Source organism: Shewanella sp. Shew256 (genome assembly GCF_002196695.1).
Lineage (GTDB): Bacteria > Pseudomonadota > Gammaproteobacteria > Enterobacterales > Shewanellaceae > Shewanella > Shewanella mangrovisoli.
The window spans coordinates 332998-355931 of sequence record NZ_NAJR01000002.1 but is presented as its reverse complement, the minus strand read 5'-3'; the positions used below and the strand labels follow the sequence as shown (position 1 = coordinate 355931).

18 protein-coding genes are annotated in these 22934 nt (G+C 46.9%); 9 read left to right on the top strand and 9 right to left on the bottom strand.

Translation table 11 applies throughout. The features are described 5' to 3' along the window. Window positions 1-133 precede the first annotated feature (133 nt). From phoR to B5P39_RS04395, 3 genes are all read right to left on the bottom strand, one after another. Window positions 134-1432, bottom strand: a complete 1299-nt coding sequence (gene phoR, locus B5P39_RS04405; protein ID WP_088210600.1) for a phosphate regulon sensor histidine kinase PhoR — start codon at window positions 1430-1432, stop codon at window positions 134-136. 80 nt (window positions 1433-1512) lie between these two features. Then, window positions 1513-2202, bottom strand: a complete 690-nt coding sequence (gene phoB, locus B5P39_RS04400) for a phosphate regulon transcriptional regulator PhoB (RefSeq protein WP_011623460.1) — start codon at window positions 2200-2202, stop codon at window positions 1513-1515. A gap of 185 nt (window positions 2203-2387) precedes the next feature. Further along, complete coding sequence (locus tag B5P39_RS04395; protein ID WP_164717875.1) at window positions 2388-3332, bottom strand: porin; 945 nt, start codon at window positions 3330-3332, stop codon at window positions 2388-2390. 292 nt (window positions 3333-3624) lie between these two features. Here B5P39_RS04395 and rdgC point away from each other — a divergent pair, with 292 nt between their 5' ends. Further along, entirely contained in the window at window positions 3625-4539 is a 915-nt protein-coding gene (rdgC, locus tag B5P39_RS04390) for a recombination-associated protein RdgC (RefSeq protein WP_086902322.1), read from the top strand. A gap of 203 nt (window positions 4540-4742) precedes the next feature. Here the strand turns inward: rdgC and B5P39_RS04385 are convergent, their stop codons facing one another. Further along, a complete protein-coding gene (locus tag B5P39_RS04385; RefSeq protein WP_088210598.1) occupies window positions 4743-6554 on the bottom strand; it encodes a M61 family metallopeptidase in 1812 nt (603 codons plus the stop codon). Between the two features lie 140 nt (window positions 6555-6694). On the opposite strand from B5P39_RS04385, the gene B5P39_RS04380 reads away from it, so the two are divergent. The 6 genes from B5P39_RS04380 (at window position 6695) to B5P39_RS04355 (ending at window position 14736) form a co-directional block, all read left to right on the top strand. Then, window positions 6695-8857 (top strand): tetratricopeptide repeat protein, encoded by a 2163-nt coding sequence (locus tag B5P39_RS04380; RefSeq protein WP_088210597.1) that lies wholly within the window; start codon window positions 6695-6697, stop codon window positions 8855-8857. Between the two features lie 149 nt (window positions 8858-9006). Beyond that, window positions 9007-10563 carry a GGDEF domain-containing protein gene (locus tag B5P39_RS04375; RefSeq protein WP_011717750.1) on the top strand — a complete coding sequence of 519 codons (1557 nt, stop codon included), beginning with the start codon at window positions 9007-9009 and terminating at the stop codon, window positions 10561-10563. Between the two features lie 56 nt (window positions 10564-10619). Further along, a complete protein-coding gene (gene ppnN / locus B5P39_RS04370) occupies window positions 10620-11975 on the top strand; it encodes a nucleotide 5'-monophosphate nucleosidase PpnN (protein ID WP_088210596.1) in 1356 nt (451 codons plus the stop codon). A gap of 14 nt (window positions 11976-11989) precedes the next feature. Continuing rightward, window positions 11990-12772, top strand: coding sequence for a flap endonuclease Xni (gene xni / locus B5P39_RS04365; RefSeq protein WP_088210595.1), 783 nt, complete (start codon window positions 11990-11992; stop codon window positions 12770-12772). Window positions 12773-12882: 110 nt separating this feature from the next. Further along, a complete protein-coding gene (locus B5P39_RS04360) occupies window positions 12883-13311 on the top strand; it encodes a DUF3192 domain-containing protein (protein WP_088210594.1) in 429 nt (142 codons plus the stop codon). Window positions 13312-14127: 816 nt separating this feature from the next. After that, window positions 14128-14736, top strand: coding sequence for a hypothetical protein (locus tag B5P39_RS04355; RefSeq protein WP_088210593.1), 609 nt, complete (start codon window positions 14128-14130; stop codon window positions 14734-14736). A 228-nt stretch (window positions 14737-14964) separates the two neighbouring features. Here B5P39_RS04355 and B5P39_RS04350 read toward each other — a convergent pair whose 3' ends face one another. Next, the gene (locus B5P39_RS04350) at window positions 14965-17781 is read right to left on the bottom strand and encodes a S9 family peptidase (protein ID WP_088210592.1); all 2817 of its coding nucleotides are present in this window, start codon (window positions 17779-17781) and stop codon (window positions 14965-14967) included. Between the two features lie 254 nt (window positions 17782-18035). On the opposite strand from B5P39_RS04350, the gene B5P39_RS04345 reads away from it, so the two are divergent. Next, the gene (locus B5P39_RS04345; protein WP_011717756.1) at window positions 18036-19046 is read left to right on the top strand and encodes an isocitrate dehydrogenase; all 1011 of its coding nucleotides are present in this window, start codon (window positions 18036-18038) and stop codon (window positions 19044-19046) included. Between the two features lie 133 nt (window positions 19047-19179). On the opposite strand, the gene rlmM is transcribed toward B5P39_RS04345, so the two are convergent. The 4 genes from rlmM to B5P39_RS04325 form a co-directional block, all read right to left on the bottom strand. Then, window positions 19180-20265 (bottom strand): 23S rRNA (cytidine(2498)-2'-O)-methyltransferase RlmM, encoded by a 1086-nt coding sequence (rlmM, locus tag B5P39_RS04340; protein ID WP_088210591.1) that lies wholly within the window; start codon window positions 20263-20265, stop codon window positions 19180-19182. 153 nt (window positions 20266-20418) lie between these two features. Then, window positions 20419-20811, bottom strand: a complete 393-nt coding sequence (locus B5P39_RS04335; RefSeq protein WP_011717758.1) for a DUF423 domain-containing protein — start codon at window positions 20809-20811, stop codon at window positions 20419-20421. A gap of 87 nt (window positions 20812-20898) precedes the next feature. Continuing rightward, window positions 20899-21570, bottom strand: coding sequence for an alpha/beta fold hydrolase (locus B5P39_RS04330; RefSeq protein ID WP_441347600.1), 672 nt, complete (start codon window positions 21568-21570; stop codon window positions 20899-20901). Next, window positions 21551-22462 carry a transcriptional regulator GcvA gene (locus tag B5P39_RS04325; RefSeq protein ID WP_023268106.1) on the bottom strand — a complete coding sequence of 304 codons (912 nt, stop codon included), beginning with the start codon at window positions 22460-22462 and terminating at the stop codon, window positions 21551-21553. The genes B5P39_RS04330 and B5P39_RS04325 overlap by 20 nt, the downstream gene beginning before the upstream one ends. Window positions 22463-22638: 176 nt before the next feature. Here B5P39_RS04325 and B5P39_RS04320 point away from each other — a divergent pair, with 176 nt between their 5' ends. Continuing rightward, window positions 22639-22872 carry a hypothetical protein gene (locus B5P39_RS04320; RefSeq protein ID WP_088210590.1) on the top strand — a complete coding sequence of 78 codons (234 nt, stop codon included), beginning with the start codon at window positions 22639-22641 and terminating at the stop codon, window positions 22870-22872. Window positions 22873-22934: the final 62 nt, after the last annotated feature.

The window sequence follows — 22934 nt, the reverse complement described above, 5'->3', positions numbered from 1 at the left end:
ATGTGACACTTAGATGACAAAACACATTTTTCGCATTTTTTTGAAAAAAACCTCGCATTGTTAAAGTGTCAAAAGCAAAACAGGCCATAATGGCCTGTTTTATATGTAAAAATAATATGCGTTTCTTTGGCAATTATTTTTTGCGTTCAATCAAATGGGATGGGATCACAAAACTAAAGGTACTGCCTTTACCCAATTCGCTGCTGATATTGAGCTCGCTGTGGTGATGACTCAAAGCGTGTTTCACAATGGCTAAGCCAAGGCCACTGCCACCGGTTTGCCTTGAGCGCGCACTGTCGACGCGATAAAAACGCTCGGTCAAGCGACTAATATGCTGCGGCGCGATCCCCTCACCGGTATCCGTCACACTAAAGAGGGCACCGGTTGCCACACTACGCCATTGCACGGTAATTTTGCCGCCGGGCTCTGTGTAGCGAATCGCATTCGAAATCAAATTAGAACAAGCACTTCTAAGCTGTAGCTCATTGCCATGGGAATTAAGTCCCGCCTCACAGTGGAAGCTTAGCTCGTACTTGTCCTGCGCCAGCGCCTTGGCCTCTTCCTTTAAGACTTCCATCAACTGCGCCATGTTTACGGTGTTCTCAAGGTTAATATCCGCCGCATCTTCGATGCGTGATAATACCAATAATTGCTCCACCATCGACTGCATGCGCCGCGTCTGCTGCTGCATTAAGGCTAAGGGCTTAGCGTTCATCGAACCGGGTTCCGCCATGCTTTGCATCATCTCTAAATAACCCTGCAATACTGTGAGCGGGGTTTTTAGTTCGTGTGACACATTGGCGACAAATTCTTTACGCATGCCTTCGAGTTGTCTTATCCGTGTAATATCGCGGGCAATGAGCAATAACTGCCTATCGCCATAGGCCATAATACGGATTTCGAGCAACCGTCTATCGGACACGGGCGAGGCCAGCTCTAAGGGATCTTTATATTTTCCGGCTTTGATATAGGCCGAAAAATCAGGATGGCGGATCAAGTTATCGATGCGTTGACCATTATCCTGTGGCCAGACAAAGCCTAATATCAGCTGAGCTAACTTGTTACACCATAAGATATTGTGCTCAGAGTCGAGCACGACTGCCGCATCGGGCAAGGCCTCGGCCCCTTGGCGAAAACGTCCTAGCAAGGCGGCTAATTGACCCACTCGACGACGATTTTTGCCCTGTAGACGGTATATGCCGTTAAACACCCCTTCCCAACTGCCACTGCCCTGGGGAGGTGTTAATTTTCTATCTCGCCATAACCAGAAATTGAGACGCGCTAACTGACGGTAATGCCAGAACACCAGTCCTAGCAATCCAATGATAAGTATCCAGAGGGGTTTCCCTACCAATAAACCAATCAGCAAACAAAGCAGTAAAAACACCGCTAAGCGCGAAAACAGCCGGTACCCTGAATAAGAGTCGAACATAAATAAACCCAGACATCAGGCTAAATAGGAGGAGCACAAGATAGCTTAAAAGCTAACCTGTGCCTATCTCTTATTTGGCACTAAATGCGTGTAGAGAAACGATAACCTGCACCACGAACCGTTTGAATGAGGCGATCATGGCCCGATTCTTCAACCGCTTTACGCAGGCGACGGATATGCACATCCACGGTTCTGTCTTCTACATACACATTGGTTCCCCAAACGTTATCGAGCAGCTGTTCGCGGCTGTAAACACGTTCAGGGTGTGTCATAAAGAAGTGTAATAAACGGAATTCCGTTGGTCCCATATCGAGTACGGTATCGCCAACACTCACCCTGTGGCTCACGGGGTCGAGTAACAATCCTTGTACATCGATGGTTTCTTCGAGGCGAGTCGGCGCGCTACGGCGCAACACAGCCTTAATACGCGCCACCAGCTCCTTGGGTGAAAAAGGTTTAGTGATATAGTCATCGGCGCCCACTTCGAGACCCTTAACCTTATCTTCTTCTTCACCGCGAGCGGTTAACATAATAATGGGGATCTGACGGGTAAACTCATCCTGCTTGAGGCGTTTTGCCAATTGAATACCACTTCCACCAGGAAACATCCAATCCAACAAAATCAGATCGGGGTAAGGCTCCTTTAGCAGCGCAATGGCCGAATCAAAATCTTCCGCCGCAGAGGTTGTAAACCCATGCTGTTCCATTACAAAAGTCAGCATCTCACGGATGGCTAACTCGTCTTCTACTATCAATATCCTTGCAGTCATAAGTGATTTTCTGTCAGTGAATGTCAACACGGCTATTATTAGTCATTTTTATTACAGATTTATGAATAAGCATGCCGCAAAAGCGATATTGTCGCGATAATTGTCATATTAAGTTTATATAACTGTTTGTTTATCGCAATAAAAAAGGAGGCCTAAGCCTCCTTAATTCAACCTTAATGCTGAGATTAGAACTTGTGTTCTAAACCAACACCGATGTATTTGTCATCGTCGTTAGACGCTTCCATAGAGCGGTTAGTATAGAAAGCAAACACTTTCGTTGGCTTACCTAAGCTGTAGTCCGCACCCACTGACCATGAATCACCTAAGTCTTCCATGTCTTGGTATTGAGCTTTTAAGGTCACAGCGTTGATATCGTAAGCGGCGCTTAACAGGTAACCGTTCACGCTGTCAGTGTTAACAGGTAAAGCGTTTTTGTAAGTTTGTTCCTGTTGTTGGTACATACCACCTAAGGTTAAATCAGCGATTTTACCTTGTACCGATGCACGCAGGATTTCGTAACCTTTTACGTCAGAATCGTAAGCGATAGCAGCGTAGAAAGGTGATTTTTTCAGTTTAGCGTCACCGTACATAGCGGCTAAGCTGAAACCGTCTTGAGCTTGTTGGTCAGCATCGCCTTCAGCAGCATAAGTAGCACCGAATACAAAACCACCGATTGAAGGTGACAGGTAAGTTGCCGTTTGACCTAAACGGTTTTCACCTTTGAACAGGCTCTTTAAGTCACCTGATAAATCGTTGAACTGGTCAACGTTACCTTGAGAGATCTTTAACAGAGTGTCGTTACGACCAACAGAGAAAGAACCAAATGCACCTTTTAAACCAACGAATTGGTTACGGGCTTTGAAGTTGTCGCTTGTTGCAGCGCCAGTATCAACTTCGTACTCAACTGTGTAGAACGCTTCCAGCGAGCTAGACAGTTCGAAATCACCCTTCACACCAAAACGAGAAGCATTACTTTGAATAGTTGTTGTAGAATCACCTTTCTCATCATTTGATTGAGCGGTAACGTTCAACTTACCATAAACAGTCAGTGGCTCAGCGGCATAAGCAGAAGCCAGAGTTGCAGAAGCTAGCGCAGAAGCAAGTAGAGTTTTACAAAAAACGTTCATCATTTAATCCTTTCGACGTTATGTTCGTCTTGGTTATTGGTTTGGAACGACCGAAAGTTTGCAATGAATCTGTTTCAGTTTTATTTCAATTGTGACAACTTGGGTCAGCCGCCACGAAACCGCCTTCCCCTTCAAAGATAAAACCGAGATACACCAAGGGTTACAGCCGGATTTTTTTCAATGTTACATTTTGATGAATTCTGCAACCGAGGCAAAATTTAACGATTTAAGGTAGGTTTACCCCGCTGCAACTATGCCGTAAACTGCGACTTTATTTTTCCAATGAGCGCATCTTATGTGGTTTAAAAATCTTACTCTTTACCGTTTCAATAAACCTTTTTCCATCGAGACAGAAGCACTTGAAACCGCACTCGCCGATTTCACATTTTCCCCGTGCGGCAGCCAAGACGTCAGCAAATTTGGGTTTTCCAATGCCTTAGGTAAACAGGGCAGCACCTTAGTGCACAGCGCCAATAATCGTCACCTTATCTGTGTGACGAAAGAAGAAAAAATTCTGCCAGGTCAAGTAATTAAAGAATCATTAGAAGAAAAAGTGGCGCAAATTGAAGACGAGGAAAATCGTAAGCTCGCCAAAAAAGAAAAAGATGCGCTGAAAGATGAAATCATCACTAGCCTATTGCCTCGCGCCTTTTCGCGTCGCAGCCAAACTCGCGCGCTGATTTTACCTGAGCTGGAAATGATCCTCGTCGACAGCTCTAGCGCCACTAAGGCCGAAGAATTATTAGCTTTATTACGTAAAGCCTTAGGCAGCTTGCCTGTGATCCCATTAAGCTTTAAAGCGCCAGTTGAATCCAACCTCACTCAATGGTTAAAGGACGGCAGCGCGCCCTTACCCTTTGAAATGCAAGATGAAGCCGAGTTGAAATCGGCCGCCGATGAAGGCGGTATCGTACGCTTTAAGCAGCAAGATCTAAAAGAAGATGAAGTACTTGCCCACCTTGAAACCGGTAAAGAAGTACATAAGCTCGCCCTGCACTTTGGCCAATCAATTGCGCTACTGCTGCAATCCGATGCCAGCGTAAAACGCTTAAAATTCTCCGAAGAATTTAGAGCGGGTAATGATGAGCTAGGGAATGAAGATCCAATGGCGCGTCTCGATGCCGACTTTGCCTTAATGGGCAGTGAGTTAGTAGCGCTGATGCACGCACTGGTTTCGGCATTAGGCGGCCTTGAAGAGACTCAAGCTTAAGTCTTAGGCAAGCTCATCAAGCGCAGCTACATTTAGCTAAGGCTCCAAACGAGCTTAAGTGAAACTAAGCGAAATAATGTAAAAAGGCGCCGATGTGGACTCAGTTCACTGCGGCGCCTTTTTAGTCTCTATGACAGAAACAACACATTGGCAGCGATTCGAGTGCGCCAACCTCTATGGCTACCACTCAAAACGCAAACGAATTAGCTTTTCGTCAGCAGTTCACCCTTATTATCGAACGGCCAATCAATGCCCAGCCAAGCTTTGAAGAAGGCTTTTTGCTGCTTAGTAGCCTTTGCATCGCCTTTTAGCACTAGCTTACCGCTTTGTTTCTCACCTAAGGTTAACGCCACTTGCTTGATTTTATCGTTGTTAAATAAAGTGATTTCAACTTTATCACCCACTTTAAAGTCTTTAATGCGTTTATCAAAACCTTGTGCCGTGACCTTTAAGCCATTAATCGCGAGGATCTCATCCCCTGCGACGATACCAGCCTGCCAAGCAGGGCCATTACGCAAGACTTGAGAAAGCACTAAAGAGCCATGTTCGCTGCTTAAGGTCATGCCCGTAAAAGGCTCAGCTTTGGAGTCTTTACCGTAGGACATCACTAATCCTGCCTGAGACAACAGGCTTGAAAACTCAAGGCTCAGCGGACTATTCACATGGCTCTGCCACCACGGGCCATAATCCTTACCCGATAAGTCCTTCAGGATCTGCTTTACATCACTCACAGTGTAGCCCTTGGGCACGCGGTAATCCTGATAGAGTTTACGGTGCACGTCGCGGTACGAGTAGGCGAGCTTCGAATCCGTCAGCAGGGAGAAATCCAGCGCCAGTGAGGCTAAATAACCTTCGGAGTAAATATTCACACTGTGGTTAATGGCATAATCGCCGCCCGTGCTACTCCACTCGCCTAAACTGGCCTCGGCAACGGATTGAATTTCGCGCCCCGGTGTTAACTCACTCTTCTCGATGCGTTTGGCTAAATCTTCTAAAAATTCCTTAGGCGTCATCACACCTGCACGCAGCAATAACTGACCTTGGAAATAACTGGTAGAGCCCTCGGCAATCCACAACAGTTCGGTCATGTTTTCATGCTGATAATCGTAGGGGACCAGACCCGCCGGACGATAGGCTTTCACGTTCCAGGTATGAATAAACTCATGGGACGCCGTGCTAATAAAGCGTAGGTAATCCTTACGCTCGCGAAAACTAAAGCGCGGCAGTTGAATAACCGTTGAGTTTAAGTGCTCGGTTGCGCCGCCCGCACCACTGGTGGCATGCACCATATACACATAACGCTCAAAGGGATAACCATCCCAAATCGCCTTGGCTTGACCACTCAATGCGGTTAAGTCTTTCACCACTTTATCGGCATCGTAGTTACCTTCGCCCCAAAACACGAGTTCATAGTCTTTGTCGTTGGCGCTGAATTGCTTGTGGAGACTCACTCCCGTTTCGATGGGGGAATCAATCAGCACATCATAATTGGGGGCAACGAAGGAATGCGACGCATTACCTGACGACATGCCGGAATAACTTTGCCAGTTCTCGGGAACCGTTAACTGCACGGCCACTGGGTCTGTCCGAAATTGCGGGCTATACATAAATACGCCACTGGCATCGAGATAAGCGTGGCTCGCATCGATATGACGCACACGTTGCCCTAATTCATTGGCATATAATTGATAACTCACAGTCACACTGGCGGGTTTATCGAGGGCTATTTGCCACTCGCCACTGGCGCTACGTTTCCATGGAAGACTGTTATCTTGACTGTCTTTCGCAGTAAATAAACGCACACCATCGGATAGGGGTAACACTTGATATTTACCCGTACGCCACACCGGAAGATTAACCGTCAACTCACCCGCTTTAGCTTCGGGAAAAGTCACACTCACCTGCGCAAGGTGATGTTCTGGTTGGCTTAAATCAATTTTATAATCTACATCGGCTAAAACAGTTGTCGAACCTAATGCACTTAATATCAAAACAGATAATCTACTGGGTTTCACTCTGACTTCCTTCCGTCTTCTGTTATTATGCTTCTTATATTTTTTCCAAGTATAACAAGTCGATGTAGCATCCTCATTAGGCGCTAACAAAAGCTAACAAAATAAGTTCCTTGACTTAGGGAATATAGGGCCACCTACACATGCGTAAATTCATTGTTATTTTCGTGACCTTGTTGATGTCTATTTCGTTTCAAACACTGGCTGCCGATCTCGAAGCCGAAGAAATAGAATTGCGTGAAACGCCACAGAAGATGTACGACAGGCTCAATCAATCCCTTTCTTTTCCTATCGCCTTTAAGACCCGCGAACAGTTTGAACGTGCCGCCCAAGAGCAGGGCTACAGTAGCGACGAGTTCGAACATATTTTGCAGCTGTTGGCGCGATTGAATATGGAGCCGAATGTAAAATCTAAGGTCGGGTTTCAAGACGCTAATACCCTTATCGAATTGCTTGCAAGCATAGCGCAGACGCCGTTCGAACAAGCCACGGTCGCCATGTTAAAGGGCCGCTATATCGGCCGCACAGAACAAAAATACCAAGAAGCCATAGCCTTTTATAATGAGGCGCTGACACGGATTAATGACAGTTACGATGTCGAGTCCATGCTGCTCAAGCACACAATTCATGAACACTTAGGCGGTTTGCACCTCGTTATCCGTCAGGATGTGCCTGCCTTAATGCATTTTCACACCTATCGCGATATCGCCTACAAACTCAGGAACGATTATTTGATCGCAGCGGCCGAGTCAAAGCTCGGGCATTATTACAATAAAAATCAGCAACTCACTAAGTCATTACAGCACTATAGCGAAGCGATTCGCCTATCTAATCGCTCCAATTATCCTTCGATGAAGACCCATCTGCAGCTACAACTGGCGAAGGTCTATCGTGATTTAAAACAATGGGATGAAGCCTTAAAGAATGCCCATGAGGCCGCCGCTGGCTTTAAAAAACTGGGCAACGACACTTATCTGTCAAGTTGCATGACAGTTATCGCCATGGTGTATGGCGAGCAAGGGGATTGGAACCGCGCCATCGATTACTATCTCAATGCCCAGCAGCTCGATGCTAAACGCGGTAACTACATCGCTCAAGGGTTGAACTTCCATAATCTCGGTCAAGCCTATTCGCACTTAGATGACGAGGCCAACGCCCTCAAATACTTACTGATGGCGAACCAAATCTTTGTTGAAAAACAAAGTCATCACTACTTAGTTTATAACGAGCTCCTAATTGGCGAGATAGCCCAAGCGAAGGAAGATTGGCCGCTGATGATGAGCCATGCCGAAAACGCTTTGGCCCTAGCGACCGATTTAAAATTGCAAGATGAGCAAAAGTCGGCACTGACGCAAATCGCTTTGTCGGCGGAAAAACTTAACGATCAAGCCAAGGTGATAAGCACACAAAAACGCATTATCGAATTAAGCCAAGCATCCGAAAATACCGCGCAGGACTCGTCGGTATCTTCCTCGGTATTGGCCGAGCAGCAACTCAAACTTGAGCTCAGTATGCTACAGGGCAAACTGAACGATGCGGTTGAAACCACTAAAAATACCAACAAGTTACTCGCCTTGAGTGGCCTTATCACCACGCTACTCTTAGTGGGGATCGTTATCCTACTAAATCAGCGCCGTAAAACGAAGCGCCAAAACGCAGCCTTACTCGCAGTAAGTTTGCAGGAGCCTTTTACTCGGCATCAAGGCTATGCCGCACTCTTAAAGGATCTGGCTCAGCCTCCTGCGAATGCGTCCACTACCGCCCTCGCCTTGATTGAGTTTGGCGAACAGGTCTGTACCGATCTGAATCACGGCCAATACTTTGCTAATGCTATTACCCAACAATTGACTCACCATATAGGCAATAGTCTATTAATGCCCGTCTATGTGATCCGCCAAGGGCTATTTGCCGTAAGATTTACTGAGGCGGTAGAGCCGCCGCAAGTATTACACACGCTGCGTAGATACCTTGATGGCAAAGGCTTAAGCCATAGCTTTAACCTTGGCTTGATTAATTTGCCACTGCTAGCCAAAGCAGAAATTAAAATCGCCCCCAAATTACTGTTCGAAACAGTGCAAATGGCATTGGCGGGTGCCCGAAGTTTACCGAATGATACCAGCCATTATGTGTGCCTAAGGGCCTTGGATTTTGTACCGCCAACACTCTTTGCAAACCCGCTATTCTTACACTTGGAGAAAGGGATTGAGCGCGGCCTTATTCGAGTCGACACCGATGCTCCTAAGGAGCAGATTGCCTGGCCCTGCTGGGAAAACAACCAAGATAGACATTTATTGGAAAATATTTGATCAATATCGACTATTAATCACAAGGACATGGGCAAACCGATTTGCACTCCACTGCCGTTGTTATAACATTAGTAGCATATGAGTTAACTGCTAATCTAGACAGAGGACGTCATGCTTTTTAGCCCTGCTGAGTTAGGAAAATACTCCGGATGAAGGATTCCAACACGACAGTTTCACAACTGGCATTACTCCAACAGAAACTTCACTCTGCCAAGTTGGCACTCGATGAAGTCAATGAAGATAGAAATGCTAAGTTACAAACCTTACTCCAATTTATTGGCCATTTAAGTCTTGCCTGCAAAGGTCAGAATTTAGAACTGGATAATAAACTCGCCAAACTTCGCCATAACTTAAATACCTTTGAGCGAGTCGATGAAGCGTTGCCGGAATTAGTCGATGTTGAACGCCTATTAAAGGGTCAATACCACCATGTGATGGTGCAACTTGAAGAGAGCCGTACTGGGCTTGCGCAAGTCATTCGCCAAATCCAACGGGTAAACTCAGCGCCAGATAAACTCAAAAAAGAAGTTAATTACTTTAAGCAGGATCTCGCCAAACCTTTCCACACGGTGTGGGAATATATTCCTAAAGTAAAACAAATCATTGGTTTCTATGACACTATTTTGCAGCAGCAATTTGAAGAAGCCGAAAAACTCGATGTGTTGCCTAAACATAGGCAGCTCGCCCACGAATTGGCGCAAATGATCTCGGAAATCGAATTCCGTAAAGATCAGCGCGACCAAGTGCTGGTGATTAAAGAGCTACTCGCTTCGGAAGTCGAAATCGACACCCTGCTCGAAGCCTATCAAACGATTTTATCCCTGCTGCTCGATAATATCGCCCGCGAAAAATCGGCCTCGCAAGAATTTTTATACGCCCTAAACGATGCCTTAGCCGCGGTGCGTGAAGTGGTGAGTGAATCCTACAATCACAATCAGCGCAGCTTCCAACTGAAGACTCAGTTGAATCGGGAAATCAACTCTCGCGTGGATAACGTCGGTGAAGCCATTATCGACACCGACGATATTGTCGACCTTAAAGCGCAATTAACCGAACAACTTAGCTCGATTCGCTCCGCCCTCGCCCGTAAAGAGGCATTAGAGCAGCGTGAGCAGGCCCTGCTGCGCAAATCAATGGAGACCATGCGCAAAGAGCTGAATGAGCTCAGTAGCGAAGCGAATACCTATAAAGAACGGCTATTCGAGCAACAAAAACTCAATCTATTAGATAGCTTAACTCAACTGCCTAACCGCGCCGCCCTCGAAGAGCGCATGGAGCTTGAGTATCGCAATTACCAACGCCACAGAACACCGCTGTGGATTGCAGTAGCAGACATCGACCATTTCAAGAGCATCAACGACAGCTTTGGTCACAGCACGGGCGATAAAACCCTGCAGGTTATCGCCATGGCATTAAAGAATTCCCTACGGGATACCGAGTTTGTTGCTCGCTACGGCGGCGAAGAGTTTGTGCTCATCCTGCCTGAAATTGACGGCGGCGATATTGCTCAACTTTTAAACAGAGTCCGTGAGAAAGTAAAAAATATTCCATTTAAATTTAAAAATCAGCGAATTACAGTTACAGTATCTATAGGGGCTGCGCAGGTTATGGGGAACGAGCTCATACATGAAACCTTCGAGCGTGCCGATGCAGCACTCTACAAAGCAAAACATGAAAGCAGAGACAGGGTTGTGATTGACGTATAACAAAGTCAGCCTATACGTCGCCTCTTATCACTCCTGTCGAGACGAAGGAGTGATAAATGATAGTAAAAGTCAGCCCAAAGGGCAGCATGGATCAGCTTTCACAACTCGAAGTTGATCGCCTCAAAAAAAGCGCCAAGAGCGCCCTATATCAACTGTATCGTAACTGCTCACTCGCCGTACTCGCCGCAGGCCTTAAGACCGACAACTCTAAAGCACTTTTCGAGCAATACCAGAGCTTCGATATCAATGTGTTGCAACGTGAACGCGGGGTTAAGTTAGAGCTTATCAATCCCCCTGAACAAGCCTTTGTAGACGGCCAAATTATCACCGGGATCCAAGAACACTTGTTTTCGGTGCTGCGGGATATCCTCTACATCAGCGACAAGTACGACACCCTTAAACATATCAATCTGACCAACGCCAGCCACATTACAAACGTAGTGTTCGATATTTTGCGTAACGCCCGCGCCATCGCACCGATGAAAGACCCCAATGTGGTCGTCTGTTGGGGCGGCCACAGTATTAATGCCGTCGAATACCAATACACCCGCGAGGTGGGTTATCAGCTCGGCCTAAGGGAACTCGATATTTGCACCGGCTGTGGCCCTGGCGCGATGGAAGGCCCAATGAAGGGCGCGGCCATTGGGCATGCGAAACAACGGATTAAAAATGCCCGCTATATTGGTCTTACTGAGCCGAGTATTATTGCCGCCGAGCCGCCTAACCAAATTGTGAACGAGCTGGTGATTTTACCCGATATCGAAAAGCGCCTCGAAGCCTTCGTACGCTTAGGCCATGGCATTATTATCTTCCCCGGCGGCGCGGGCACCGCCGAAGAGCTACTGTATATACTGGGGATTTTGCTCAATAAAGAAAATCAAGAGACCCCCTTCCCACTGGTGTTGACAGGGCCCAGTGAGAGTGCGGATTATTTTATTAAAATTGATGAGTTTATCGCTGCGACCTTAGGGTCGGAGGCGCAGCAAAAATATCAAATCATCATAGACAATCCTGACGAAGTCGCCCGAGTGATGAAGCAAGGCATGGAACAAGTGAAAAACCATCGCCGCGCCACCGGCGATGCCTATCAATATCAATGGGGACTTAAGATAGAACCCGAGTTCCAATTGCCATTTATCCCTAGCCATGAGGTGATGGCTAACTTAGATTTACATTTTCAAGCGAATAAAGCGGAATTAGCCGCTAATTTACGCAAAGCGTTTTCGGGTATCGTGGCAGGTAATGTAAAATCAGACACCATCAAGCAGATTGAGCACTTAGGCCCCTTCCACATTAAAGGGGACCCACATTTAATGGAACTGATGGACAATTTGCTGGGGGCCTTTGTTGCCCAACATAGGATGAAACTGCCGGGAAGCGCTTACGTTCCCTGCTATCAAATAGTGAAATAAAACAATAACCGCCAATGAATAAGTTTTTAATTATCGATGGTCTCAACTTAGTTCGCCGGATTTATGCGGCGATCCCAGATGAGAACGATATGGACAGTTTAACGGAGCGTGTGAGTGTCGCCTGCACTAAATTGCTGCGCATTCACCACCCTACCCATGTCGCTATCGTCTGGGATGGTGATGAGATCTCTTGGCGAAAACAGCTTTACCCCGATTATAAAAAGGGCCGTAAACCTATGCCAGAGCCACTGGCCGCGGGCTTACCTGCACTGCAGGAACACCTTAAAAGCGTACAAATTCAATCGATTTATGCCGCCGCCGAAGCCGATGATGTTATCGCCACCCTTGCGATGAAAACCGCCAAAGCCCAAGGTGAAGCCGTTATCGTGTCGACCGATAAAGGCTTTAGCCAACTCAATCATCCGCGTATCAGTCAATGGGATCATTTTAATCAGCAATACCTTAACATCGCCGAACTTGAGCAAAAGCTCGGAGTCGATCGTAGCCAATTTCTTGATTTAATGGCACTGGCGGGTGATAGCGGCAATAAAATCCCCGGTATCGCAGGTATAGGCCCCAAATCGGCAGCAGAATTGCTGCGAACCTTCAGAACCTTAGCGGCGCTGTTTTCTTCTCTGCCCAATCTTGGCGCGAAACAAGCTAAGAAGCTGGCCGAAGGACGAGATATGGCTCGCCTCAGTTATAAATTAGCCCAATTGCAAATCGATTTGCCCTTAAACATCAACCTCAAGGATTTTAGGGTCAATGGCCCCGCCAATACGCCACAGCTCGATTAACGCACCTTGTTAACACTAAGTTGCAATAAAGCCGTTTACGTTAGGCCATCAAAGGCGTATTTTATTGACTTGCCAGATAGTACATTGGATATGCAAAGGAATTAGATTCAATGAAATCAAAAACTTCGGTCATTATTGGCAGTATATTTGCCGCGTATGTCGCCTTCGTCGCTGTTGTGGTGCTGGTATATGAGCCCACCCCGGATGAAATGGATTGGGAAGATAGACAAGTCTATAACAGCCAGAAATTAAATGAGTTAACCCTAGGACAGGATATTTCCACCGTCAAAACCCTCTTTGGCAAAGCCGATTTTACAGAAGCCAAATCCCTTAAAGATGGCCAACTACAAGTGCTCTTTTATCGTACTCACCATGAGAAATCCGATGGCGTGACCACCAAAGAAGAATGCACCCCACTGATTTTTAAAGACGATAAACTCGTGGCCTGGGGCGATGATACCTATAAACAATATCTCGAAGCTGGCACCGATATCGTAAGCCGCACAGCCAAAGAAGCCGAAAGCTCAAGCAAAAATTGATTTAACTCTGGTATAACTATCATCCCTAAGCTAAATATCGTAAGCGTTTAAACAATATCCCCAAATGGCAATGTAATACCAATTCATTGCCATTACTTCCCCTGTGACAAGCCACCGATTTATTTAACAAGAATCATCCCTACAGGGTCGATGGCGGCATCTGCAACAACTATCGCACGGCTACTTACCATGCAAGGTATACAGTCGTATTCGAATTTAGATACTTTTGAGTGATTTTAGGCCAAGGTTAGTGCATATCAACTCAACCGCTAACAAATAAAAACATTTGGAATCAATTAATTATTTAAGCGTTGGTTTTAGTTAATCGATTTCGAAAACGAGGATGTGCGTTTCAGGATGGTTTATTAAAGGGGAAACTGATAAGTTCTTTATATACAAATGGTTAATTGTGTACTTTTACTGATCTAACAAAGTAAACGTGCACTAATCACATGTTAGGCCCCATGGAACACATCGACGTTGAATGGATACATAAGAACGCCGCTTACCCTGTACGACAGGTGTCGGAGCTTGATCCCGCCGCGATGAGATCTGCAAACTTGAGTTCTTCCTCGATGACAAGCTGGGCTTTGCAGCACATGAATTATCCCTGCACCGAGCTTGGCGTGCTGAGGTCCCCTCTCTTTTGGAGAGCAGCCCATATCTTGTGTTCAACGGCGCTAGCATTAGCGCTCGGGACGTCGAGAGACTCTTGTCTGCCCATTCTCCAGATGGGGCCTAATAACTCATTCAAGCCGAAGCCGTTTAGTGGCTCGGCGTTATTCAAGCGTAATTTATACAACGGAAGTAATTAATATGATTAACCTATTGATAAATAAATCTGATTTGGCCGAAATGAGCGAAACCTCTTTTGGTGGAAAACCAGTTAAGAATAAAGGTGAAGATTTTCACTGGCCGACTTGTGCTTGCTGTAACCTTCCAATGCAATTTTTGGCGAAAATCTCGGTTGAAGAAGAATTACATCAAATTTTTATGTGCCAAAACGATCCTGGAATGTGCGACGATTCGGATGCTGATGGCGGCGGCAACGCTGTAATCGTAATAAAACCATTTGACCTTGAATTTGTCCAAGTCCCATCTGAAGGCAAAACGCTTCGAGATACAGCACACTCAGCTCAGGTAGTATCGGTCGATGGAGATGACTACGAAGCAGCAAGAAGAGAATGGGCGGAAGAAAATGGCGTTAGCCCTCGAGAGGTATTAGGTCAAATTTCCGGTGAACCCGCATGGATTCAAGGTGATGAAACACCCAATTGCACTGCATGTAATGAACCAATGGAATTTGTCGCTCAACTAGAACAAGGACCAAACTGGGAAACAGAAATGAATTTTGGCGGAGGTGGGGTGGCGTATTCGTTCGTCTGCCGTTGTAATGGTTCTGCAAGTTTTTTATGGCAGTGCTAATACCAACACATAACCAATAAAAACAAGTGGGCTTGGTAAAGCTGTGATCTTTTGGGCTCCAACAAGTCACAAACTTAAACCAGCGAGTGTTTAAGACGTTACTCAATAGATATCTTAATCCGAAAGCAACTTATTAGAGTAAAAACTCGCTCGCTTTGGTCCTTTATTCCCATAAAAAAACGCCACCTTACGGTGGCGTTTTTTTATAGATAAACCTAAAACAGACGGTTACTCATCATCGGCTTTATATTCGACATAGGCTTCGCCTTGGCTTAGCCAGGCTGGCGCGGGTTTACCTTTAAGATAATGGTCGAAATATTCCATCATCCGAATGCTGTAATCGAGCTTATTAGGGTATTTCTTCAGATGATGGGGTTCATCTTCATATTGTAAAAACACCACATCTTTACCCGCACGGCGCATCGCCAAGTACATTTCAACGCCTTGCTCCCAAGGCACCGCATCGTCTTTATCGCCAAACATGATCATCAGCGGCGTTTGAATGCGATCGGCATAGAATACTGGCGAGTTCTCAATATACTTTTGCGGTGCAGCGAAGAGGCTTTCACCTATGCGGCTTTGGCCCGTTTCGTATTGGAATTGGCGCGCAAGCCCAGTGCCATGGCGAATACCGCTGTAAGCACTGGTCATGTTAGCCACTGGGGCACCAGCTACCGCGGCTTTAAACATCTTGGTTTGAGTGATGGCAAACGCCGTTTGATAACCGCTCCAAGAATGCCCTTGTAAACCAATGGCGTTAGCATCGGCAACGCCCATGCCGATAAGCTTTTGCACACCCGAGGTCAGCGCTTGAACCGAACTGGCGCCGGGGTAACCGATCTCGAAACGAATATCCGGCAAGAATACCGCATAACCGTTATTCACATACCAAGCGAAGTTTGGTCTGTGGTTAACCTTCATTTGCGGGAAGGCATGCAGTCTGTCAGTCATAAAGCGATAGTAGTAAACCAGCACAGGATAACGCTCGCCCGCTTGATAGTTAGTCGGTTTAATCAACACGCCATCGAGCGGCTTGCCATCGCCATTGGTCCAATGCACTAATTCGGCTTGGCTCCAATTAAAGGCTTGGCGTTGCTTGTCTAAATCGGTTTGCTTCACGGCATTTTGTGGGGTCTGATAGCTAGCGGTATACAAGTCAGGGAACAGATCGAAGCGCTCCTTAGAGAACACTAAGGTATCCGTATCTTTACTGCGCCCAAGCACAGTTAGCTTATACTCGCCTTCCATCAAAGTCTTAACGCCCGCTTCGCCTAAGGTCGCTTGATAAAAACCATCGGCTTTAGTCTTGTCGCTGTAACCATGCAGTAGCACAGTGGCGTTGTAAGCTAGTGTGGTTGGCTCATCGGGATTATCGACTAAACCTTCAACACGATATTGAATTTTTTGAGCGCGTCCCTGCCCTGCGGTTAAGGCAAATCCGCTTTTCGATGCGGTATTAAACTGCCACACATCGTATTTGTCGTAGACGAGGAAACCTGCGTCGTCCTTCAGCCAAGGGCCAAAACCATAACCCGGCGCATTGGAGGGATAATCATGGTCTTCATCGGCAAAACTCACCTTTAAAGACTTGGTCAGATTGGTGCGACGACCTTCGGCAATATCATATAAATACACATTACCTTGCTGATAATAGGCCACATATTTACCGTCGCCCGATAAGCTCGGCTCAGCATCGCTTGGTTGTTGGGTTAACAGCGGTAACTTGCGACCCGTGTTGATATCCACCAAGTAATAGTCTTGATAAAAGCCCGCCCAAGTGATCATCTTGAGATAGGGTAAGTCTGAGCTGGCCAGCATATAACGCTTATGCTGTGACAGAGTCACATCCGGCACCGTTTTATCGCCAAGCTGCACTACATTGTTTGAACCTAAATGCAGCACGGCTAAATAAGTGCGCTTTTGCTCTTTATCATATTGCTTGATTTCATGGGGTTTAATCCGTGGATCGTCCCCATGCCAGACCTTAAGCCCACGTTGACCTGTGACTATCTCTTTGTCGTAAAGGTCTTTTTCTTCTGCGATTTTCTTCAGGCTGAGCTGCTGGCTCACCTCGGGCACGCGACCAAAGAAGAGTCGCTCACTGTCTAGGGAGAAGTTTAAACTGGCGTAACGGTTTAACGTCCACTCTTTGGTGTTTGGCACGGGGCGAACTTTGCCCGAAGCGATATCGACTAGGCTTAACTGATAGCTGCGGCCATAGGGTAATTCACTAGCATCCCCTTGGGTAAAGGCCAGCCAGCGACCATTTTTCGACAGTGAAACCGCACCAATTTGTTGAGTTTGAGATTCAAATGCCGTTGATTTTTTGTAGTCTTTCAAATCAATCAGTTGCAGTTGATGTTGTTTCGCCTCGATATCATTGACCGCAACAGCCAAGCGGCGACTGTCTTTATCAAACTGATAGGCGGTCACATGCTCCAGATCCACCCGCTGCGATGGCGAAGACAAATTCACTAAACTCAAACGACGGCCTTGGTCGAACTTATCGACCTTCACCTTCTCGGCTTTGGGCTTATCATCGGCGCCTTCAGTTTTCTCTTTGGCGTCTTTCTTGGCCTCTTCGTCGGCTTCAAACCAAATGGCTAAATGCGCGCCATCGTCGCTAAAGACAAATTCCTTTACCCGTTCAAATTTGGTTTGCGTACCGGTTTGGGTATCGAGCAGCACCATATCGGCTTTGAGCTTTTTCTTGGCCTTAGCATCACTGGTTTCGACTTTAAGCAAGCTAGGCTTAACGGCCATCGCCACATAACGGCCAGTGTGACTCACGATAGGGTCTGAGCCGCCTTCAATCTGAAAGTCTTTTCCTGTTTGCAGATTTTTAATTAAACCATGGCTATCGCCACGATCCGGCGCCACCTCGACCGCAAACACTTGACCATTGTCAGCGATAACGGGCTTCTCGAGGGACTCAAAATGCATAATGTCGGTCAGGGTAAGCGGTTTAGTGCTGGTTTCTGCATGAGCATTGGGCAGTATTCCGAGGGATAAAAGCACTAGCGATGTGATAGGTAATAACTTCAATGTCTTCCTCTTTTATGTAGTTGTTAGACTAAAGTAGACTTTTTTAACCATTGGTCCTCCATCATCGTTATAACCCAGTATTTTTACAAGTTATACCCGATAAAAAATCGTGATATTGCTCACTATTTACTGTGAAGTTTGACCAAAGACGGTTAAAATAATGGGGAGAAAAAACACCAAATTCATAGTCATGTTACCCGGCTAATCCCGGGTCGGACAATTGCAGTAACGACGAACCGTGGAAGGACTTCTCCATGTCAAAAAGAACGATAACCGTAATTCCAGGTGATGGAATTGGCCCAAGTATTATTGATTCAGCCTTAAAAATTCTTGATAAAGCAGGTTGTGATTTTGAATATGAATTTGCCGATGCCGGCTTAACTGCTCTCGAGAAGCAGGGTGAACTACTTCCGCAGCGTACTTTAGAACTGATCGAAAAAAACCGCATCACCCTGAAAGGCCCGCTAACTACACCGGTCGGCGAAGGTTTCACCTCTATCAACGTGACATTACGTAAGAAATTCGGCCTGTACGCTAACGTACGTCCAGTGTTGTCTTTCAAAGGCACTCAAGCCCGTTATGAAAACATTGATATCATCACAGTGCGTGAAAACACCGAAGGCATGTACTCTGGCCACGGTCAAAAAGTTTCTGAAGACGGCACCACAGCTGAAGCAACCAGTATCGTCACTCGCCAAGGTGCTGAGCAGATCGCGACATTCGCCTATGAACTGGCCCGCAAAGAAAACCGTAAGAAAGTCACTATCGTGCACAAAGCAAACATCATGAAGTCAACTTCAGGTCTGTTCCTGAAAGTGGCCCGTGAAGTGAGCCAACGCTACCCAGACATCAAAACCGAAGAAATGATTGTCGATGCGACTTGCATGAAGTTAGTGATGAACCCAGAAAACTTCGACGTCATCGTAACCACCAACCTGTTTGGTGACATTCTGTCGGATCTGTGTGCTGGTTTAGTCGGTGGTTTAGGTATGGCTCCTGGTGCCAACATTGGCCGTGACGCAGCGATTTTCGAAGCGGTTCACGGCAGTGCGCCAGATATCGCAGGTAAAAATCTCGCGAACCCAACATCTGTGATCTTAGCCTCTATCCAAATGCTGGAATACTTAGGCATGGCCGATAAAGCCGATCTGATCCGTAAAGCCGTATCGGCAGTGATTGAAGAAGGCGACCGTACTACTCGCGATTTAGGCGGCACCCACGGTACGACTGACTTCACTCAAGCGGTGCTTGACCGTCTGTCATAATCGCTTTGCGCGAAACAAAAAACGCACCCTAGGGTGCGTTTTTTTATAGCCGCAATCTTGCAGAACTGCCAAATAAAAAGCCCCAGACATGACTTGGGGCTTCACTCACTAACAGAACGCTAAAAACCGCTGATTAGTTCCAAGCCTGGCTCGGTCTAATCCACAGGTGCACAGTCACTTCATCACGGTCATGGTATAAATGCTTACACTGTAACTGGAATTCGTTGATGCCGTTTTCCTTGAGGATTTCCTGCATGGTATTCAAAATTGCCATCACTTCTTTATAACGGCTCTTCATCGGCAGTTTGAGGTTGAAAATCGCTTCTTTAAACCAGCCATTGATGGCCCAAGCTTCAATCAGCTCAGCCACGCGCGCGGGTTTTTCAACCATGTCACACACTAACCAATAAATGTTTTTACGCTGTGGCTCGAAGCGGAAACCATCCTCGCGGAAATGTTTCACTTGTCCGGTTTCCATCAGCTTTTCGTTCATAGGGCCATTATCGACTGCGGAGACCATCATGCCACGACGCACTAACTGATATGTCCAGCCGCCTGGGCAAGCGCCTAAGTCCACTGCGTTCATGCCGCTGCGAACCCGCACTTCTTGCTCTTCTTTAGGCACAAACTGCGCGAAGGCTTCATCGAGTTTCAAGCTTGAGCGGCTCGGCGCATCGGCAGCCATTTTCAGGCGCGGGATCCCCATAGAATAGGGTGAGCTGTTGTTACTGAAGGAATAACCTACGTAGGCGCGACCTGGGCCGATAAAACACACGTGGATAATCGGACGCTTAGGATTTTCCTGTGCCAGCAAACTGCCGGATTTTTTCAAATGCTGGCGCAAAGGCACGGTAAACTTACGGCAAAATGCCGACAGTTCTTTCGCTTCGTTGGTGTCAGGGGTTTCAACCCTCAGCTCACCCGCTTTACTCACCTCACTGAGCGCCGCCACAATCGGGCTGACACGATCAGACTCGGGTAAATCCGCCAACAGCTCGCTTGCGGCAAACATCTGACGGGCAAAAATCAGTGAATCTAACGGCAGTTGCTTCACTAAGGTATCGCCGCCGTCTTCTTCAAAACATTGATATACCACGTAGGCATCGTTGTTGTTGGCCTTAACAAAGCCACCCACATTGAGCTCGGCGGCTCGCTGTTGGATTTCTGCAGCGCATTCTTTCTCATAGCCTGCACGGCAAAATAAAAATAGGTTTTTCATGGAGATCCTTAAGAAATCCAAGCCATAAACATGGCCGACTATCGATTTGGGCGCCAGTATAGCAATTTCAATACACAAAAGCCCGATTTGCTATCGGGCTTTTGTGTGATTGGCAGCATGAACGCACAGCGCAATGGCTGCGCCACACAAGTATTATGACTCGTTGCCATCCACCACTTTATGGCGCCATACGGCCGCAGCCAGCAATAACCAACCTAAGAGGAAACAGCCACCACCCATTGGGGTAATGGGGCCTAACCATTTGCTACCGACCAGTGCTAAACCGTAGAGCGAGCCAGAAAACAGCACTATGCCGGCCATAAACAGGTACGCCGCCCAATCTAGCAAGCGTGAGGTTAACCACTGCCCGGCAAAGGCCACGGCAATCAGCGCAAAGGTATGGTAGAAGTGATATTGCACGCCTAGATTAAACACATCAATCAGCTCCGGCGGCGCGACAGCCTTGAGTCCATGGGCACCAAAAGCGCCTAGCGCAACCGCAAAAAATCCGCTTACCGCGGCGAGTAACAACAATCCTTTACGCATTTTTACCTCCAAAAACCAATAGGCTTTACGACAGACGACGCTTTAGCTGTAACGCCTGAGCGCTTTAGGCCATATTAAGAATAAGCATTAGCCAATAAATTTTGCTGATAAATCAACAGCCAATGCAAGGTTAGCCGCTTCGGTCGTGCCTGACGACTTTCTTGGGACAAAACTATGATCCCCATCGGCTAAGTATCCAATTTGTATATCACTGTTAAGCGGCCAACTTAGGATCTGCGCCTGAGTGCCAAACTTATCCCGCTCACCCTGCACCACTAACACCGGCACTTGGCAGTCGTTTAAGGGGGCTAACCTAGGTTCACCGCCCTTTATTGGGATAAAGGGATAACCTAAACAAATCACACTATCGATACGGCTGGCTTGCGCGCTATCGCAGGCCAGTAACGCAGCCATGCGTCCGCCCATGGATTTACCCATCAAGACCACACGCTTAACCTTAGGCTGAGCGTGTGCCACATCGAGCATCTCGCCAAAACAGGCAAGCAGCTTTGGCGCTCTGTCAGGCGGGCGCTTTTTACCATCCTCAGCATTGGCCTGCATGTAGGGAAAGTTAAAGCGCATCACTTGAAAACCCTTTGCGACAAGACCTGCGGCCATTTGGCACATAAAGTCTGAATCTCGATTCGCTCCCGCGCCGTGGGCAAATAAAATCAAGGTCTCTGAGGGCTCGCCATCTAACACATAGTCACTTGGCACCATATCCTCGTTGACCAAGGGGTTATCCGGGCAACAACTCACTGCGTGACTCCTCGGCAAACATATCTAACATCCACTCACGGAACGCGACCACTTTACCCAGCTCGGCATGATTCTGTTGGCAGACAAGGTAATAGGCATCTTTGCTCACTAACACTTCTTGGAATGGGCACACCAGTCGACCCGCCTTAATATCGGGGCGAGCGAGTACGCTATAACCTAAGGCCACACCTTGGCCGTGGGCTGCCGCCTGCAAAACGAGGGAAGAGTGACTGAAAATCGGCCCTTGGTTGACGTTGATATCGTGAATGCCACATTGTCTAAACCAAGCCTGCCAATCGTGACGGCTCATATCGTGCAGCAACGTGTGGTGTTTTAAATCTTCGGGCTTAGACAAGGGCTTAGGGCCGTTTAACAGCATCGGCGAACATACGGGGATCAGCACTTCATTACGGAGTTTATCGGCGCGAAGCCCAGGCCAATTGCCTAAACCATAATAAATGGCAACGTCGACATCGTCGGTTAAGGAGCTAGCCTCTGTGTCTACCGCCTTAATTCGTACGTCAATATCGGGATTTTTTTCACTAAACTTCGATAGGCGCGGCACCAGCCACTGAATCGCAAAGCTTGGCGACATGCTCACGGTCAACGAACCAATGGCGCTGCGTGCAAGCAGCCTGTCGGTCGCATCCGCCAGTTGGGTGAAGATATCTTTAATATCGAGAAAATAGCTCTGGCCTTCTTCGGTCAGCAGCAGCGAACGATTCTTTCGGCGAAATAATTTTAATCCGAGAAAATCTTCTAGCGCCTTAATTTGGTGACTCACCGCAGCCTGAGTCACAAACAATTCTTCAGCCGCTCGAGTAAAGCTCAAATGCCGTGCGGCGGCCTCAAATGCTTTAACCGCATTCAGTGGTGGTAAGCGTCTTGACATAGTGATCTCTATCTCAATTTTTAATTAGTTTTTCTAATCCGTATTGTTACATTTAATCGTTTGTAAAGGCCAGCGTTTTTGATTAAATTTTGCGCCAACGAAACACATGAGTTGGACAATCTCGAACGGGTGATGGGAATGTCTGACAGCAATACTTTGTCAGCCCGGAGGCGACTATGTTCAATTTAAAATCTGCTTTTGCGTTAGTGTTAGTCAGCGCACTCAGTGCCAATGTCAGCGCAAATGTTATCGATGCAGAAATTATCATCGACACCAGTGATTTACAGGCAAGTATCAATGCCGAACTGACTGCGACGATGGAAAAAATGCATGAAGAAGCGCTGCAGGATCCAACCTTATTGCTTGCCGATGACGTGTTACCGGCCCAGCAAGTGGTCAAGACCGAATAAATTGCACAGCTTATCAGTAAAATAAAAGCCGCATTCCAATGCGGCTTTTTTGTATTCGTTTA

What these genes read in the sequence shown, in the direction of transcription:
- phoR (WP_088210600.1), bottom strand. Translation starts at nt 1,432, where the DNA reads ATGTTCGACTCTTATTCAGGGTACCGGCTGTTTTCGCGCTTAGCGGTG.
- phoB (WP_011623460.1), bottom strand. Translation starts at nt 2,202, where the DNA reads ATGACTGCAAGGATATTGATAGTAGAAGACGAGTTAGCCATCCGTGAG.
- B5P39_RS04395 (WP_164717875.1), bottom strand. Translation starts at nt 3,332, where the DNA reads ATGATGAACGTTTTTTGTAAAACTCTACTTGCTTCTGCGCTAGCTTCT.
- rdgC (WP_086902322.1), top strand. Translation starts at nt 3,625, where the DNA reads ATGTGGTTTAAAAATCTTACTCTTTACCGTTTCAATAAACCTTTTTCC.
- B5P39_RS04380 (WP_088210597.1), top strand. Translation starts at nt 6,695, where the DNA reads ATGCGTAAATTCATTGTTATTTTCGTGACCTTGTTGATGTCTATTTCG.
- B5P39_RS04375 (WP_011717750.1), top strand. Translation starts at nt 9,007, where the DNA reads ATGAAGGATTCCAACACGACAGTTTCACAACTGGCATTACTCCAACAG.
- ppnN (WP_088210596.1), top strand. Translation starts at nt 10,620, where the DNA reads ATGATAGTAAAAGTCAGCCCAAAGGGCAGCATGGATCAGCTTTCACAA.
- xni (WP_088210595.1), top strand. Translation starts at nt 11,990, where the DNA reads ATGAATAAGTTTTTAATTATCGATGGTCTCAACTTAGTTCGCCGGATT.
- B5P39_RS04360 (WP_088210594.1), top strand. Translation starts at nt 12,883, where the DNA reads ATGAAATCAAAAACTTCGGTCATTATTGGCAGTATATTTGCCGCGTAT.
- B5P39_RS04355 (WP_088210593.1), top strand. Translation starts at nt 14,128, where the DNA reads ATGATTAACCTATTGATAAATAAATCTGATTTGGCCGAAATGAGCGAA.
- B5P39_RS04345 (WP_011717756.1), top strand. Translation starts at nt 18,036, where the DNA reads ATGTCAAAAAGAACGATAACCGTAATTCCAGGTGATGGAATTGGCCCA.
- rlmM (WP_088210591.1), bottom strand. Translation starts at nt 20,265, where the DNA reads ATGAAAAACCTATTTTTATTTTGCCGTGCAGGCTATGAGAAAGAATGC.
- B5P39_RS04335 (WP_011717758.1), bottom strand. Translation starts at nt 20,811, where the DNA reads ATGCGTAAAGGATTGTTGTTACTCGCCGCGGTAAGCGGATTTTTTGCG.
- B5P39_RS04325 (WP_023268106.1), bottom strand. Translation starts at nt 22,462, where the DNA reads ATGTCAAGACGCTTACCACCACTGAATGCGGTTAAAGCATTTGAGGCC.
- B5P39_RS04320 (WP_088210590.1), top strand. Translation starts at nt 22,639, where the DNA reads ATGTTCAATTTAAAATCTGCTTTTGCGTTAGTGTTAGTCAGCGCACTC.